At 67.0% G+C, this 15,353-nt stretch carries 14 protein-coding genes; 8 read left to right on the plus strand and 6 right to left on the minus strand.

Annotated elements, in window-relative coordinates; translation table 11 throughout:
• Nucleotides 1-125 precede the first annotated feature (125 nt).
• From rarD to FHS28_RS18005, 6 genes are all read left to right on the plus strand, one after another.
• A complete protein-coding gene (rarD, locus tag FHS28_RS17980; RefSeq protein ID WP_088454322.1) occupies nucleotides 126-1,004 on the plus strand; it encodes an EamA family transporter RarD in 879 nt (292 codons plus the stop codon).
• Between the two features lie 227 nt (nucleotides 1,005-1,231).
• Nucleotides 1,232-1,414: a CsbD family protein gene (locus FHS28_RS17985; protein ID WP_088454321.1), complete on the plus strand. Its 183-nt coding sequence runs from the start codon at nucleotides 1,232-1,234 to the stop codon at nucleotides 1,412-1,414.
• Between the two features lie 229 nt (nucleotides 1,415-1,643).
• Complete coding sequence (locus tag FHS28_RS17990; RefSeq protein ID WP_088454320.1) at nucleotides 1,644-2,006, plus strand: DUF805 domain-containing protein; 363 nt, start codon at nucleotides 1,644-1,646, stop codon at nucleotides 2,004-2,006.
• A 101-nt stretch (nucleotides 2,007-2,107) separates the two neighbouring features.
• Nucleotides 2,108-2,779: a HemK2/MTQ2 family protein methyltransferase gene (locus tag FHS28_RS17995; protein ID WP_184295143.1), complete on the plus strand. Its 672-nt coding sequence runs from the start codon at nucleotides 2,108-2,110 to the stop codon at nucleotides 2,777-2,779.
• 119 nt (nucleotides 2,780-2,898) lie between these two features.
• On the plus strand, nucleotides 2,899-4,527 hold the full coding sequence (locus FHS28_RS18000; RefSeq protein ID WP_184295146.1) for a transporter substrate-binding domain-containing protein: 1,629 nt from the start codon (nucleotides 2,899-2,901) through the stop codon (nucleotides 4,525-4,527).
• A 97-nt stretch (nucleotides 4,528-4,624) separates the two neighbouring features.
• Nucleotides 4,625-5,278, plus strand: coding sequence for a hypothetical protein (locus FHS28_RS18005; RefSeq protein ID WP_088454317.1), 654 nt, complete (start codon nucleotides 4,625-4,627; stop codon nucleotides 5,276-5,278).
• A gap of 168 nt (nucleotides 5,279-5,446) precedes the next feature.
• Here the strand turns inward: FHS28_RS18005 and FHS28_RS18010 are convergent, their stop codons facing one another.
• From FHS28_RS18010 to lysA, 4 genes are all read right to left on the minus strand, one after another.
• Nucleotides 5,447-6,673, minus strand: coding sequence for a TAXI family TRAP transporter solute-binding subunit (locus FHS28_RS18010; protein WP_184295150.1), 1,227 nt, complete (start codon nucleotides 6,671-6,673; stop codon nucleotides 5,447-5,449).
• 245 nt (nucleotides 6,674-6,918) lie between these two features.
• Complete coding sequence (gene ahpF, locus FHS28_RS18015) at nucleotides 6,919-8,472, minus strand: alkyl hydroperoxide reductase subunit F (protein WP_088454315.1); 1,554 nt, start codon at nucleotides 8,470-8,472, stop codon at nucleotides 6,919-6,921.
• A gap of 211 nt (nucleotides 8,473-8,683) precedes the next feature.
• Nucleotides 8,684-9,247 (minus strand): alkyl hydroperoxide reductase subunit C, encoded by a 564-nt coding sequence (gene ahpC / locus FHS28_RS18020; protein ID WP_058934474.1) that lies wholly within the window; start codon nucleotides 9,245-9,247, stop codon nucleotides 8,684-8,686.
• A 224-nt stretch (nucleotides 9,248-9,471) separates the two neighbouring features.
• Nucleotides 9,472-10,734 (minus strand): diaminopimelate decarboxylase, encoded by a 1,263-nt coding sequence (gene lysA / locus FHS28_RS18025; protein WP_088454314.1) that lies wholly within the window; start codon nucleotides 10,732-10,734, stop codon nucleotides 9,472-9,474.
• A 145-nt stretch (nucleotides 10,735-10,879) separates the two neighbouring features.
• Here lysA and FHS28_RS24680 point away from each other — a divergent pair, with 145 nt between their 5' ends.
• Nucleotides 10,880-12,049 carry a LysR substrate-binding domain-containing protein gene (locus FHS28_RS24680; RefSeq protein WP_310736812.1) on the plus strand — a complete coding sequence of 390 codons (1,170 nt, stop codon included), beginning with the start codon at nucleotides 10,880-10,882 and terminating at the stop codon, nucleotides 12,047-12,049.
• 80 nt (nucleotides 12,050-12,129) lie between these two features.
• The gene (locus FHS28_RS18035; RefSeq protein ID WP_246410340.1) at nucleotides 12,130-12,453 is read left to right on the plus strand and encodes a YlcI/YnfO family protein; all 324 of its coding nucleotides are present in this window, start codon (nucleotides 12,130-12,132) and stop codon (nucleotides 12,451-12,453) included.
• An 87-nt stretch (nucleotides 12,454-12,540) separates the two neighbouring features.
• On the opposite strand, the gene dxs is transcribed toward FHS28_RS18035, so the two are convergent.
• Nucleotides 12,541-14,478 (minus strand): 1-deoxy-D-xylulose-5-phosphate synthase, encoded by a 1,938-nt coding sequence (gene dxs / locus FHS28_RS18040; RefSeq protein ID WP_088454313.1) that lies wholly within the window; start codon nucleotides 14,476-14,478, stop codon nucleotides 12,541-12,543.
• 12 nt (nucleotides 14,479-14,490) lie between these two features.
• Nucleotides 14,491-15,351, minus strand: coding sequence for a polyprenyl synthetase family protein (locus FHS28_RS18045; protein ID WP_375140775.1), 861 nt, complete (start codon nucleotides 15,349-15,351; stop codon nucleotides 14,491-14,493).
• Between the last annotated feature and the right edge of the window lie 2 nt (nucleotides 15,352-15,353).

Here is a 15,353-nt window from a genome sequence, read left to right on the forward strand (position 1 = left end):
ACTGCCGGCCCCGACCTGTGACCTCTACCGCTTCCCCCCAGTCCGCCGCCCCATCGGCCGCATCCCCGGCTGCCGCCTCGACGGCACCCGACATCGCGTCATCGACCGCCTCCGCCGCCCGCGACATGCGCACCGGCATGATCTGCGCTGCCCTGGCCTACACCGCGTGGGGTCTGTTCCCGCTCTATTTCAAGCAGCTGGTCGGGGTGAATGCGATGGAGGTGGTGGCGCATCGCACCGTCTGGTCGCTGGTGGTGGTCGCGGTGGTACTCACCGTGCTGCGGCGCTGGGCCTGGCTCGGGCCGGTGCTACGCGCGCCACGTCTGGTCGGCACCTTCGCGCTGTCCGCGCTGCTGCTCTCGGTGAACTGGCTCACCTATGTCTGGGCGGTGCAGAACGGGCATGTGGTGGACGCGAGCCTGGGCTACTTCATCAACCCGCTGGTGAATGTGGCGCTGGGCTTTCTGGTGCTGCGGGAGCGGCTGCGACCGGGCCAGTGGGTGGCGGTGGCCCTGGCCGCGGCGGGGGTGCTGTGGCTGACGATCAACGCGGGACAGCTGCCCTGGATCGCCCTCGTGCTGGCGCTGAGCTTCGGCTTTTACGGGCTGATGCGCAAGACGGCACCGCTGGGCGCCCTCGAAGGGCTGACGCTTGAGACCCTGCTGCTGGCCCCGGTGGCCGCCATTGCGCTGGCCGTGTGGACCTCGCAAGGCCACAGCGCGCTGGTGACCGGCACGCCGTCGCAATGGGGCTGGCTGCTGCTGGCCGGTCCGATGACGGCCGCCCCACTGCTGCTCTTCGCCATCGGTGCGCGTCGTATCACGATGACCTTGCTGGGCCTGATGCAGTACATCGCGCCCACGCTGCAGTTTGCGCTCGGTGTGTGGCTCTACCACGAGCCGCTCAGCGCGGCGCGGCTGGCCGGCTTTGCATTCATCTGGGCGGCGCTGGCGGTCTATTCGATGGAAGGCCTGTGGCGGGCGCGGCAGATGCGGGCACGGTGATCGCAAGCAGCAGTTGCGGGCGCGGTCATCGCCAATCGGCGGATCGCGCTGGTGGCCACCCGGTCTCAGACGTCCGCTGTCCGTACCGCGTAGGTCCTGACTGACAGGAGAACCGCTGCAAGACCTGCACAGCGCTCACGCTGCCCTGCCTAACATGAACCTGTCTCCCGCAAATCCAGCCAAGGGCCGGAACCGCGGGATCTTCAACCAACGATTGGAGTCATGCCATGAACAAGGATCAAGTGAAGGGCGCCGTCAAGGACGCCGCCGGTAAGGTGCAAGAGAAGACCGGTGAGGTCATTGGCAGCGATGAGCAACAGGCCAAGGGCCTGGCCAAGCAGGCCGAAGGCAAGGTGCAAAAGGGCTACGGCGACGCCAAGGAAGCCGTCAAGGACGCCACCAAGCGCTGAGCCTGGCCGGTCAGTGGGTCTCACACTGACGCTTCCCACTGACACACAAAGCGCGGCTCTGCCGCGCTTTGTCGTCTTGGCGAGGGCCGATGCGAGGGGCGCTGGACGAACTCTCCAGGTCTTGTGTGACGTCGACCCCACGAAGCCAACACGTCGTTGCAAACCGCGCCCAGGCCGAATCTGGCTGGGGCGGCCCCTTCAGGCATGATGTCGCCCGGGAGGACGAGCCATGCGCCTGATTGATGCGGCGTGCAGTGAAATCAAAACAACCGGCACCCTGACGCGTGCCGGCTTCTGGGCGCGCCAGTGCGTGCTCATTCCCTTCGTCGCGTGGATCGTGATGATGGGCATCAAGACGGTGATGATGTGGCCCGCCACGATGGTGGCCGCCGTGCTGCTGATCTCCAGCTGGGGACGTCGGCTGCATGATCGCGGCCATTCCGCCTGGTGGCTGCTGGTGGCGCTGGTCCCGGGCCTGGGCCTGCTGATTCTGCTGGTGGAATGCGGCCTGCGCGGCAGCTCCTTCGCCTCGGCACGCTTCCAGCCCACGCGCGCCGTCGACTACCTCAGCGTGCTGCCCCACATGCCCTGAGGGGGCGATTCCGACGCCCTGCCCATCAATCTCAGCGAATTGCCGATGGCCGCTCCAGGCCTTGGGCGCCAGGATGACAGCCCATGCCGGAGCTGCCATCCATGTGTCACGACGATCTCTTCCGCCCCTCGGAATACACCGCAGCGCTTTTGCGCCAGCTCTGGACCCGACCGCCCTGCACCGGTCGTGTGCTGGAGCTGGGCACCGGCAGCGGCGTGGTGCTCACCGCGCTGGCGCAGGCCGGTGCAAGTGAGGTGGTCGGCGTGGACATCGAAACCGATGCAGTGGAGCGCACCCGCGCGCTGCTGACTTCGGCGGGTGTGCCGGTGGCATCGGTGCTGTGCGGCGACCTGTGGGAGCCGGTGGGCGCGCAGTCCTTCGATCTGGTGGTCTTCAATCCGCCGCAACTGCCGGTGGTGGACGATGTGCCGTCACTGCTGCGGCTGCGCAGCTGGAGCAATGGCGGTCCAGACGGACGCGGCGTGCTCGACCGCTTCCTGGAAGGACTGCCGCAGCGGCTCACCGCACAGGGCCGGGCCCTGATCACCCACAGCCGTTTCCTGGATGGTGATCTCACCCGCCAGCAACTGGCCCGCTGCGGTCTGACGGCCCAGGTCTGCCAGACGGTCACCGTGCTGATGCCGCCCAGCAAGCTCAAGGTGCTGCCGACCGGATGGGCCGAGCAGCGGGAAGGCCAGGGCCTGCGACGCCTCGGGCCTTATGTCTTCTCCGACTTCGACGTGCTGGAGATCCGTCACGCGCAGTCAGGGTGAGCGCGATGAGCGGCTTCATCGGCGCACGCAGCCATTTCTGCGCGTTCAAGGCGTTCAGGGCGTTCAGGGCGTTCATTGCGTTAAGGTCGTCCGCGGCGTCCACGGCGTCCATGGCGTCCATGGCGCTCGCCATGGTCCAGCGACTGCCGCTGCTGATGGTGTTCGCTGTGCCCTGGACCTCATCGACCTGGGCGGCCGCTGCCATCGACCGCACGCCTCACCTGGACCCGCTGCGCATCACCGCGACGACGGACGCCTGTGCGCCGGACCTCGACAGCCTGGCGCGCATCCGCTGCCGCAAGGAAATTCGCATCGGTGTGCGGGCCGACTATCCGCCCTTCGGTCAGAGCACCCAGGACGGACCCCAAGGGTTCGAACCGGCGCTGGCCCGGCTGCTCGCCGAGCGCATGGGGGTGGAGGTGCGCTTCGTCGCTGTCAGCGCCGCCGACCGGATGGTGGTGCTCGGCGAAGACCGCGTGGATGCGCTGATCGCCACCACCGGCCACACGGTGCAGCGCGATGAACAGGCGCTCTTCGTGCGGCCGCATTACTTTGAGTCGTCCACCGTCGTGATCGGTCCCAAACAGTCGGAGCTGCATGAGGTGCGAACTCTGGATGCACTGGCCGGGCGCACGGTCTGCGTCACCATCGGCAATTCGACCAACGCCGAACTGGCGGTGCATGGCGCCCGGCTGATGCTCTTCCCCAGCGCCGGACGGCTGGTCGAGAAGATCCGCAATGGCACCTGTCCCCTGGCGGCGCATGACGACAGTCTGCTGCTGCCGGTGCTTCCCAGGGGCCATGAGGTGAAGCTGTCGTTTGCACCGCTGCCCTGGGGCATCGTGGTGAATCGCCGCAGCGCATCGCTGGCACAGTGGCTGGCCCGGGAGCTGCGCTGGCTGCACCGTGACGGCACCTTGCTGCGCCTGGCCCGCACCTATGGCGTGGCCACACCCTGGCTGGCAGCCCAGCAGGTGCGCTGGTCCGCCCCGCCCTGCAATACCGCGTCGGCGCCGGACACCCCCGCCTGCATCGATCCACCGCGGGACAACCGCCTGGCCCCCACAGGCCTGGCGGGCGCGGCGCAGGAGGTGGAAACCTGGCTGCACAAGCATCTGGGCCTCGAGATCACGCTGGCGATGCTCAAGACGCAGGTCGCGATGCAGCTGTTCCTCGGCGGGGTCGGTTACTCGCTGGCCCTGGTGGCGGGGGCGGTGCTGGCGACGGTGCTGATCGCCCTGGGCTTTGGCGCCGGCCTCTCCGCCCGGTGGGCAGGGCTGCGATGGCCGCTGGGCGCCGCATTGCTGGTGATGCAGTCCACGCCGATGGTGCTGTTCATGTCCGCCGCGGGCATGCTGCTCAGCAGCCTGGGCCTGGTCACGCCCTTCAAGGCCTGGTGTGTGGCGGTGGTGGTGCTCGGGCTGTTCAACGGCAGCAATGCGGGGCAGGCCGTGGCGGAGGCCCGCCGCGACCTGCGACAGGCGGGGCGCCCGGCCGGTCTCCTGGCGGCGGCCCTGCAGGCGCGGGCGCAGCTCGCGTCCTTTGCGGCCAACGCCACACGCGGCAGCCCGGTGGCTTCGCTGATCGGCGTGCCGGAGCTGCTGGCCGCGCAGACCGACATCGCGTCCTTCTCGGCGGAATCGACCACCACCTTTGGCCTGCTGCTGGTGTTCTACATGGCGCTGGTGTCGCTGGTGGTGATGGCCCTGGATCGGCTGCAGCGGCGTCTTCAGCCGGTGCCGCCGTGAGCCGGATGCGCCTCGTGAGCGACGTGAGCGCCGGGAGCGTCATCAACAACAGGCGCGTCATGAATGCCGTCATGGCGCCTGGATCAGGAGGATCCGCATGGAATCAACACTGCTGCAGGTCCTGCCCCGGTTTGCGCCGGAGTTTGTCCAGGCGCTGGGCGTGAACCTCAGCGTGGCCGCGCATGCGATGACCGTCGGACTTCCGATGGGTGTGCTGCTGGGCATGATCCACCTGCCGAGCCCCGCGCCCTCACGCCGATGGATGCGGCAGGCCGCCGCGGGTCTCGCCGGCGCGGTGACTGCGCTGCTGCGCGCCGCACCCGCGTTTGTGGTGATGTATGTGCTGCTGCATGCAACGCCTTTGCGCTGGGGCATCGGCCCGGAATCCGCGGTGGCGCTGGCCCTCGCGTTTTATGCCGCGGCGTATGTGGCGGACACGTTGCAGCCGGCCGTCCTGGACTGGCGCCTCGGCGGCACGGCCGGCGCGCAGCTCTTTCTGACGGGGCTGGTGCGATGCTTCTTCGTGATGGTGCTGTCGAGTGGCTTCGGCGCGGCGGTCGGCGTGGTCGAGGCCACTGCGGTCACCCTGCGTGCGCTGGAGCAGTTGCCCACCACCGCAGACCGGCTCGGGCTGATGGGTGGCGTGGTGCTGGTGTTCATCGCGATGCGCCAGACGGTCACCCTGGCGGTATCGGCCCTGCGTCGGCTGATTCCAGCCCGTGCACCGGGTGCGCAGCGGGACCGGCGCTGACGGGCTGTGGCGACGGCAGCAAGGCGGCATGGATCGGCCCCAGCGATAGGGGCAGCGGCCGCAACCCAACCCCTGGCGCGGCCGCTGTGTCACACCTCTGCGTCACACCTTTTCGTCACACCTCTGCGCCACACCTCTGCGTCACGACTCCCCATCATTGGCCCCGCGTCACATGTGCGGCCTGAGATGCTCCAGCCGGTCCCGGGCTATCTGCTCGCGGCCCTTGCGGTTGAAGACCGACTCCACCATCCTGAACAGGTGGCGTCCCCACCATCCCGGTTTGCGGCCCCGGGCGACGCCCCGCTCCAGCCAGCCCAGCCAGTGCAGTGCAATGCCCAGCACCACGCCGTCGATGAATCCGGTGAGGGACTGCAAGGTGCCGACGGCAGACACGGACGCCAGCACAAACAGCGCCGGGGCCCAGTAGGCATCGACAATGCCGGCCAGCGTCGCCGGCAGATGGCTGTAGAGCCAGGGCGTGCCGCTTTTGCTCCACTCCACCGCCAGCGTATGCACCGGCAGATCGGTCCCGCTGCGCCGTGGGAAATCGCCCGCGTCTGACACCAGGGTCTGTCCCTTGTGCACTTCTTCCATCGCCTGCAGCAAGGCATAGAGCACGGCGGGGTGGATGTCCTGCCGCACCACCACATTGACGGTGGCGGCCACCAGCGGCACGTCCCGGGCGGGCAGCGGCGCGCGCAGGTCCAGCGCCCCTCTGATGAGAGTGGCCGGCTTGAGGTAATCGAGGTTGCGCGCGATGCTCAGATGGTCGGGGAAGGCGACCATGCGAAGGTCTGGGTGGGCGGCCAGGCGCGCCACCAGCGGGTTGTTGGGCGCCACCATGAAGAAGCCCGCATCAAATTGTCCGGCCCACAGCTGATCTCCGGCCTGCCGGAGCGAGCTGTGCGTGAAGCTCGTGTTCTCCGGCGTCACACCGTAGCGCTGGAGCACGTCGGTCGTGGCCTGGGCAGTGGCACTGTTGCGTTGCGGCATGACCAGCCGCAAGCCCGCCAACTGCGCCAGCGTGGCCGGCTCCGGCAGGCTGCGACGCATGAACAGGAACAGCGGCTGCATCTCCACGGCGCCGACCGAAAACACCTGCGGATGGTCCACCGCCCTCAGCCGCTGCGCGGTGAAGCCAATCTGCACCTGGCCGTCCGGCGCTTCCAGCCGGTCGATGATGCGCAGGCTGTCCTCCTGGTTGCGCACCTCCACCTGAAAACCGCGGGCCTCCAGCATGCGGGCGTAAGCCCGGGCATGGGTGTCGAAGGAGCCGCCGGTCGGACCTGCCTGAATGACCACCCGAGCGGGCGGCATCACCTGCTCGATGTTTCCGGCCCACAGCCACCAAATCGCCGCCAACATCAGCAGCACCACCCCACTCATGCGAGACATTCCTGGCTCCTGGCCACCCCGCCCGATCGGCGTCGGACGATCATGGCGAGCCGCAGGCGCAATGGAAGGGCCGGGGCGTGAGTCGCGGGGTTTTGGAAGCGCAATATCCGTCCGCATCTGAGCTGCAGACGTCAAAAGGCGCCGCGGCCCGAAGGCGGCGGCGCCCGAGTCGTCCCAAGGACAACAGCGGATCCGGGCCACAGCCGCTGGGCGCGGCTGCCCATCAACAGCGCATCATCAGTCCATCAGTTGCGGATGATGTGGTCGAAGGCCGACAGGGCCGCCTTCGCGCCATCGCCCGCGGCGATGATGATCTGCTTGTACGGCACGGTCGTTGCGTCACCCGCGGCGAACACGCCCGGCACCGAGGTCTGGCCCTTGGCATCGACGATGATTTCGCCGTGCTTGGACAGCTCCACCACGCCGCGCAGCCATTCGGTGTTGGGCACCAGACCGATCTGCACAAACACGCCTTCCAGCTCCACGCGGCGCGCTTCGCCGGAAGCACGGTCGGTGTAGTTCAGACCGTTGAGCTTGCCGTTGGCACCGGTGAATTCGGTGGTCTGGGCCTGCTTGATGATGGTGACGTTGGAGAGGCTCTCCAGCTTCTTCACCAGCACCGCATCCGCCCGCAGCTGGTCACCGAACTCCAGCAGGGTGACATGGGCCACCAGGCCGGCCAGGTCGATGGCCGCTTCCACACCGGAGTTGCCGCCGCCGATCACCGCCACGCGCTTGCCCTTGAACAGCGGACCGTCGCAGTGCGGGCAGTAGGCGACGCCCTTGTTCTTGTACTCCTCTTCACCGGGCACATTCACATTGCGCCAGCGGGCGCCGGTGGAGAGGATGACCGTCTTGCTCTTGAGCGTGGCGCCATTGGCCAGCTGCACTTCGATCAGGCCGCCCGGCGTCGTGGCCGGCACCAGCTTGTCGGCGCGCTGCAGGTTCATCACGTCCACGCCATAGTCCTTCACATGGGACTCCAGCGCCATCGCAAACTTCGGGCCGTCGGTGGACAGCACCGAGATGTAGTTCTCGATGGCCAGCGTGTCATTCACCTGACCGCCGAAACGCTCGGCCGCCACGCCGGTACGGATGCCCTTGCGAGCGGCATACACCGCGGCCGCGGCGCCAGCGGGGCCACCGCCGACCACCAGCACGTCATAGGCTTCCTTGGTGGACAGCTTGGCTGCGTCCTTGGCACCGGCATTGGTGTCCAGCTTCGCGACGATCTCTTCCACCGTCATGCGGCCCGAGCCGAAGTGCGAGCCGTTCAGGTAGACGGCCGGCACCGCCATGATCTCGCGGGCATTGACTTCGTCCTGGAACAGGCCGCCGTCGATGATCACCGTCTTGACGCGGGGGTTCAGCACCGCCATCAGGGACAGCGCCTGCACCACGTCCGGGCAGTTGTGGCAGGACAGGGACATGTACACCTCGAAGGCGTAGTCGCCGTCCAGGCCCTTGACCTGGTCGATCGTGGCCTGCTCCACCTTGGGCGGGTGACCGCCGGTCCACAGCAGGGCCAGCACCAGCGAGGTGAACTCATGGCCCAGCGGGATGCCGGCAAAGCGCAGGCTCTGCTCGGAGCCGGTACGCTTGAGGCTGAAGGAGGGACGACGGGCGTCGTTGCCATCCAGCTTCAGGGTGATCTTGTCGGACATCGCGTCGATGTCCTGCAGCAGCTGCTTGAGCTGCGCGGAGCTCTCAGAGTCGTTCAGCGAGGCCTCGATCTCGAACGGCAGCGTGACCCGCTCCAGGTAGGCCTTGAGCTGCGCCTTCAGGTTGTCGTCCAACATCGTTTTGTCCTTTCTTGCTTGCTTGTTCAGTTCAAGCGATATCAACTGCTAAGCGACTTTGAGAACCGGCCTCCCTGGATCATTCCGATCCGATTGAATGATCTCAGGGCGGCCAGCCACCCACCCGCAGGCCGCAAGGGCCCACGAGTGTTGCATTGGCAAAGATTGGGTGAGGACCATCCTCAACCGAATCCGGGTGTGGGGGCAGAACTTAGATCTTGCCGACCAGGTCCAGCGACGGGGTCAGGGTCTTCTCGCCGTCGTTCCACTTGGCGGGGCAGACCTGGCCCGGGTGCTCGGCCACGTACTTGGCAGCCTTGACCTTGCGCAGGGTTTCCTTGACGTCGCGGGCGATGGCGTTGTCGTGCACTTCAGCGGTCTTGATCACGCCTTCCGGGTTGATCACGAACGTGCCGCGCAGGGCCAGACCTTCTTCAGGGATGTGCACGCCGAAAGCGTTGGTCAGGGCGTGGGTCGGGTCGCCGATCAGCGGGAACTTGGCCTTGCCGACGGCCGGCGAGGTTTCGTGCCACACCTTGTGCGAGAAGTGCGTGTCGGTGGTCACGATGTAGACCTCGGCACCCAGCTTCTGGAATTCTGCGTAGTTGTCAGCAGCGTCTTCCACTTCGGTCGGGCAGTTGAAGGTGAAGGCGGCCGGCATGAAGATCAGCACAGACCACTTGCCCTTGAGCGACTCTTCCGTCACTTCAATGAACTTGCCGTTGTGGAAGGCTTGTGCCTTGAAGGGCTGAACTTGGGTATTGATCAGGGACATCTCTCGTCTCGCTGTTGGGTTGATGGGATGGAGAGATCATAGGGGCGCATCCCCATTGGTGGAGTTGAATTCCCCAATGAGGCTTATTGCCGTAGGCTATTGAGGATGACCATTGGTTTTCGTCATCCCATAGTCATCATTCATAGGTCAGCCGACGCGAAAGTGCAAGCGCAGGCCGGGGTGGGGTTCACCCGGGGCCGGCCCGATCGCCCCTCCCGCTGGGCTCAGAGATCTTCCAGCGCCAGCAGTTCTTCGACCGTCTGCCGGCGGCGGATCAGGCGGGCCTCCCGGCCCTCCACCAGCACTTCCGCGATCAGCGGGCGGCTGTTGTAGTTGCTGGACATGGAGGCACCGTACGCGCCGGTGTCATGAATGACCAGCAGGTCGCCCACCTGGGCTTCGGGCAGATCGCGGGTCAGCACCACGCCGCCGTCCCCCTGGGTGAAGACGTCGCCGCTTTCGCACAGCGGACCGGCGACGACGGTGGGGCGTGCTGGCCGCTGGCTGCCGTCGGCGGGGATCAGGTCCATCGCATGGAAACTGCCGTACATCGCCGGGCGCATCAGTTCGTTGAAGCCGGCGTCCACCATCAGGAAGTGCTGGCGGCCCTGCTGCTTGATGGCGCGCACTTCAGCCAGCAGGACACCCGATTCGGCGACCAGATAGCGGCCGGGTTCCAGTTCCAATGACAGTGCATGGCCGACCACCTCCTGTGCCTGCTGCCGGGCGGTGTCCCACAGACTGAAGTAGTGGGCCGGATCGATGCGGTCTTCCCCCACCTTGTAGGGAATCGACAGGCCCCCACCGGCGGAGATGGCGCTCAGGTCCATGCCGGCGTCCCGCACCTGGCGCACGAGGTCCACCATCGCGCCGCAGACCTGCGCCAGGTGGCCGTAGTCCACCCCGGAGCCGATGTGCATGTGCAGGCCGATCAGGCGCAGGCCGTGCGTGCGGATGGCCGCGAGGGCCTGCGGCAGCTGCTCATGCCAGATGCCGTGCTTGCTGTGCTCGCCGCCGGTGTTGGTCTTGTTGCTGTGACCGTGGCCGAAGCCGGGATTCAGGCGCAGCCAGACCGGATGGCCGGGCGACACCGCCGCGAGCTGGCCCAGCATGTCGATCGAGCCTGCATTCACCGGCACCCGGTGCTCCGCGACGGTACGCAGCGTCTCACGGTCCAGCAGGTCGGCGGTGAAGACGATGTCGGAGTGGACGGCGTCGTCACCCTGCCCCACGGTGTAGCCGGCCGCCAGGGCGCGCAGCACCTCACCGCGGGAGACGGCGTCCACCTTCACTCCGAGGCTGCGCATCAGGCGCAGGACGTGGGTGTTGGAACAGGCCTTCTGGGCGAAGCGGACGACATCGAACTGCTTCAGCGCGCTGGCGCGGTCGCGGATCACCTGGGCGTCGTACACCCACAAGGGGGTGCCGAAGCGCTGGGTGAGCTGCTGGAAGAACTGGGCGCGGTCGGGGGTGAGGGCTTGCGGCATGGCGTGGGATCAGGCGATCGGCTGGCAGGGGAATGCCGATAAGCATCGGGCATCGGCATCATTCATTCAAATGCTTTGTTTTTGATACGCCATTCGCTTCTGATATGGTGGGCCACTCAATCCGTCCGCACGCCCTATCCACGCCATGCCCCTCTCTCATCGACACGTTGAAGTCTTCCGCGCGGTGATGACCGCTGGCAGCGTCACAGGCGCCGCCGAGCTGTTGTTCACCTCGCAGCCGACCATCAGCCGGGAGGTGGCGCGGATGGAGAGTTTGCTGGGGTATCCGCTGTTCGACCGCGGCCCGGGGCGAGTGCGCCCCACGTCGCGGGCCCTGGCGCTGTTCGAGGAGGTGCAACGGGTCTATCAGGGCCTGGACCAGGTCATCGCACGGGCTCAGGCGCTCGGCCGGGCCGAAACCGAGCGGCTGGAAGTGCTCACTCTGCCCGCACTGGCGCAGGCCCTGCTGCCAGCTGCGAGCGCGCGATGGTTGCAGCGACACCCCCAGGCGTCCCTTTCGCTGACCCCGCAGGAGTCCCCGCTGCTGGAAGAATGGATGAGCGCCCAGCGTTTTGACGTGGGCTTGAGTGAAAGCGCCGGGGACTGGCGAGACGCTGCCGGCGGGGCACACGGCGAGCGCCGGGGCGGGAACCGAAGCGGGAGCGGCGATGCTGGCGACGACAGAGGTACCGAAGGAAGCGGCGACGGCCGCGGTACTGGAGGGAGCGGCCGCAGCCGTGGCGCCGCCGGGAGCGGCGGCGGTTCCGCCAGCCAGAGCGCCCCGGGCACCACCAGCGAGATCCTCGCCGAGCTGGACGAAGTGGCCGTGCTGCCCGCACACCATCCGCTGGCCGCCAGGCCTGTGCTGGAGCCGCGGGATTTTGAGGGGCAGGCCTTTGTGAGCCTGGCCGCCGCCGACCCCTACCGCCGACAGTTCGATGCGATCTTCAGCGAAGCGAATGTGGAGCGCCGGATGCAGATCGAGACCCACAGCGCGATGGCGGTCTGCGCGCTGGTGCAGCAGGGGCTGGGTATTGCGCTGGTCAATCCGCTGACGGCCTGGGCGTGTGCGTCGCAGGCGACGGAGGCGGGCACTCCGTCTCCAGCCTCAGGTCGTCACAGCGCCGGTGCGGCGCTCACCGGCGCGGCCGGTCTGGTGGTGCGCCGCTTCTCGATCCCGGTGCCGTTCCGGATCCAGGTCTTGCGCCCTCTGCACCGCCCCAGGCAGGCCCTGGCGGACGATTTCATCGCGGCAGTCAGGGAGGTGCTGGATGAGGTCGCGAGCTCATCTGAACCGTCGGAGACAGCGACCTGAAAACATCGCCGCCGCGGGAACCTGCGTTGCATGGCGACGTACAGAGTGGGCAGTCGCAACCCGCCGCGCTGGAGGTCATCATGAGTTTTGAAGTCGTATCGCAAACGCGAGACATTGAAGGGATGAAAAGCGCAACCATCCCCCCCATTCGTGTCGGGCAACTGTTCCGCGAAGAGATCGAGCAGGCGCTCAAACCAGGCGAGACCATGGCCAGTCTTGTCGAGGAGGCGGTCCGAACCGAGGTGGAGCGACGCCGAAACCAGGAGGCGTTTATTCAACGGGGGCTCCTTGCCATCGAGCGGTCAGAGCGACAGGGTGACGCCGTGCCGGCCGACAAGGTCGTCACCGCCTTGAAGGACCGGTTGGCGGCAGCGCGGAAGCAGCGTCAACCGCGCCAAGCATGACGTTTGGGTGAGTGTTCAGCTGACGAGGCCGGATCAGCGGTGCGCCACGAGACGGACATCCGTCCTTCCCCTGGCACACTGCGAGCCTTACTTGTTCGCGACCGCCCGCACTTCCGCCACATTCAGGAAGCGCTGACGCACCGAGCGCTCGATGCCGGCAGCATCCAGGCCGATCTGCGACATCAGCTTGCCCGGTTCGCCGTGCTCGACATACGTGTCCGGCAGGCCCAGTTGCAGCACCGGCAGGTTGAAGCCCTGCGCCTGCAGAGATTCCATGACGGCGCTGCCCGCGCCGCCCATGATGCAGCCGTCTTCAATCGTCACCAGCGCATCATGCGTGCGGGCCAGCTCGGCCACCAGCTCGGTGTCCAGCGGCTTGGCAAAACGCATGTTGGCCACACTGGCGTCCAGCGCTTCGGCTGCCTTCAGTGCCGGATACAGCAGCGTGCCAAATGCCAGGATGGCGACGCGCGGCGCACCGCGGCCATGGGTCTGCGGCTGTGCCGAATGGCGGCGCATCTCGCCCTTGCCCCAGGGCAATGCCACCATCTCCTTGGCGATCGCCTCACCGGCGCCCGCGCCGCGGGGATAACGCACCGTCACCGGGCCGTTGTGCAGGTGGCCGGTATACAGCGCGCGGCGGCATTCGTTCTCATCCGCCGGCGTCAGCACGCTCATGTTGGGAATGCAGCGGGTGAAGGCGATGTCGTAATTGCCCGCATGCGTCGCACCGTCCGCGCCGACCAGGCCCGCCCGGTCCAGCGCAAACAGCACTGGCAGGTTCTGCAGCGCCACGTCGTGGATCAGTTGGTCGTAGCCGCGCTGCAGGAAGGTCGAATAGATCGCCACCACCGGCTTGAGGCCTTCACAGGCCAGACCGGCCGCAAAGGTCACCGCATGCTGCTCCGCAATGCCGACGTCGTAATAACGGGTCGGGAATCGCTTGTGGAACTCCACCATGCCCGAGCCTTCACGCATGGCCGGGGTGATCGCCACCAGCTTTGGATCGGCTTCGGCCATGTCGCACAGCCAGTCACCGAACACCTGGGTGAAGGTCTTCTTGGGCGGCGTGGTCGCCGGCTTGATGCCTTCCGCGGGATTGAACGGGGTCGGGCCGTGATACTTGACCGGATCCGCCTCCGCCAGCTTGTAGCCCTGCCCCTTGCGGGTGACCACGTGCAGGAACTGCGGGCCCTTTTTGTCGCGCAGGTTTTCCAGCGTGGGGACCAGGGAATCCAGGTCGTGCCCATCGATCGGGCCAACATAGTTGAAGCCGAATTCCTCGAAGATCGTCCCGGGCACGAACATGCCCTTGGTGTGCTCTTCAAAACGCCGTGCAAACTCATACAGCGGCGTGTGCTTGAGCACCGATTTCGCGCCTTCGCGCGCCGCCGCGTAAAACTTGCCGCTCATCAGGCGGGTGAAATACTTGTTCAGCGCCCCCACCGGCGGGCTGATCGACATGTCGTTGTCGTTCAGGATCACCAGCACGTCGCCCAGCAGGCCGCCATGGGCCACACCGGCGTTGTTCAGGGCTTCAAAGGCCATGCCGGCCGTCATCGCGCCGTCACCGATGATGGCCACCGCACGCCGGCTCTCGCCCTTGATCCGTGCCGCCATCGCCATGCCGTGCGCGGCGGAGATCGAGGTGCTGGAGTGGGCGGTGCCGAAGGTGTCGTATTCGCTCTCGTCGCGGCGCGGGAAGCCGGAGATGCCGCCCTGCTGGCGCAGTGTGGACATCGCATCCCGGCGGCCGGTCAGGATCTTGTGCGGGTAGGTCTGGTGACCCACGTCCCACACCAGGCGGTCGCGCGGTGTGTCGTAGACGTAATGCAGCGCAATGGTCAGCTCCACCGTGCCCAGGTTGGACGACAGATGGCCGCCCGTCTTGGACACGCTGTCCAGCACATGGCTGCGCACTTCGTCCGCCAGCTGAGGCAGCTGGCTGCGGGAGAGGCGGCGCACGTCGGCCGGGCTGTCGATGCTGCTCAGCAGCGGCAGCGGATTTGCAGGGGAGTCACTCATGACCGGACCTTTTCAGTTGTCTCGTTCAACGACCTTGTCAGCCAGCAGGCTGAGCCAGGCGGTGTCGGCCAGGCCGCTTGCAGCCAGGGCCTTGTGGGCCTGATCGCGCAGCTGGAGCGCGTAAGCGCGGGCGGCCTCCAGGCCGAGCACGCTCACGTAGGTGGGTTTGTTGCTGTCCTGATCCTTGCCGGCTGTCTTGCCCAGCACCTCAGAATCTTGCGTCACGTCCAGGATGTCGTCCACCACCTGGAAGGCCAGGCCAATGGCCGCGCCGTAATCGCTCAGCGACTGCCAGGCCACGTCGGAGACATCGCCACAGGCAGCGCCCATCAGCACGCTGGCTTGCAGCAGCACGCCGGTCTTGCGGCGGTGCATGTCACGCAGCTGGGCTTCGTCGAGCGGCTTGCCGACGCTGGCCAGGTCGATGGCCTGACCGCCGGCCATGCCGTCGTAGCCGCTGGCGCGGGCCAGCAGACGGCACAGCCGCGCCTGCAGGGCCGGCGCCACGCCGGTGTCAGGCGTCAGCACATCAAAGGCCAGCGCCTGCATGGCGTCACCCGCCAGCATGGCCTGCGCCTCACCATACTTCACATGCAGCGTGGGTTTGCCCCGGCGCAGCACGTCGTTGTCCATGCAGGGCATGTCGTCATGGGCCAGCGAATAGGCGTGGATCAATTCCACCGCGCAGGCCGCCCGCAAGGCCGCTTCACGCTGGCCGTTGACCGCCTCGGCCGCTGCCAGCACCAGCAGCGGACGCAGCCGCTTGCCGGCGCCCAGCACCGCATAGCGCATGGCTTCGCCCAGACCGGCCGGCGCACTTTCAGGCACCCAGACTTCCAGCGCCGATTCGACGTCCAGCAGAGACCGCTTCACCC

It is taken from the genome of Roseateles terrae, from assembly GCF_014192155.1.
GTDB lineage: Bacteria > Pseudomonadota > Gammaproteobacteria > Burkholderiales > Burkholderiaceae_C > Roseateles > Roseateles terrae.

Bases quoted from the DNA above. Each gene is read 5' to 3' on its own strand.
- rarD (WP_088454322.1), top strand. From the start codon at position 126: ATGCGCACCGGCATGATCTGCGCTGCCCTGGCCTACACCGCGTGGGGT.
- FHS28_RS17985 (WP_088454321.1), top strand. From the start codon at position 1,232: ATGAACAAGGATCAAGTGAAGGGCGCCGTCAAGGACGCCGCCGGTAAG.
- FHS28_RS17990 (WP_088454320.1), top strand. From the start codon at position 1,644: ATGCGCCTGATTGATGCGGCGTGCAGTGAAATCAAAACAACCGGCACC.
- FHS28_RS17995 (WP_184295143.1), top strand. From the start codon at position 2,108: ATGTGTCACGACGATCTCTTCCGCCCCTCGGAATACACCGCAGCGCTT.
- FHS28_RS18000 (WP_184295146.1), top strand. From the start codon at position 2,899: ATGGCGCTCGCCATGGTCCAGCGACTGCCGCTGCTGATGGTGTTCGCT.
- FHS28_RS18005 (WP_088454317.1), top strand. From the start codon at position 4,625: ATGGAATCAACACTGCTGCAGGTCCTGCCCCGGTTTGCGCCGGAGTTT.
- FHS28_RS18010 (WP_184295150.1), bottom strand. From the start codon at position 6,673: ATGTCTCGCATGAGTGGGGTGGTGCTGCTGATGTTGGCGGCGATTTGG.
- ahpF (WP_088454315.1), bottom strand. From the start codon at position 8,472: ATGTTGGACGACAACCTGAAGGCGCAGCTCAAGGCCTACCTGGAGCGG.
- ahpC (WP_058934474.1), bottom strand. From the start codon at position 9,247: ATGTCCCTGATCAATACCCAAGTTCAGCCCTTCAAGGCACAAGCCTTC.
- lysA (WP_088454314.1), bottom strand. From the start codon at position 10,734: ATGCCGCAAGCCCTCACCCCCGACCGCGCCCAGTTCTTCCAGCAGCTC.
- FHS28_RS24680 (WP_310736812.1), top strand. From the start codon at position 10,880: ATGCCCCTCTCTCATCGACACGTTGAAGTCTTCCGCGCGGTGATGACC.
- FHS28_RS18035 (WP_246410340.1), top strand. From the start codon at position 12,130: ATGAGTTTTGAAGTCGTATCGCAAACGCGAGACATTGAAGGGATGAAA.
- dxs (WP_088454313.1), bottom strand. From the start codon at position 14,478: ATGAGTGACTCCCCTGCAAATCCGCTGCCGCTGCTGAGCAGCATCGAC.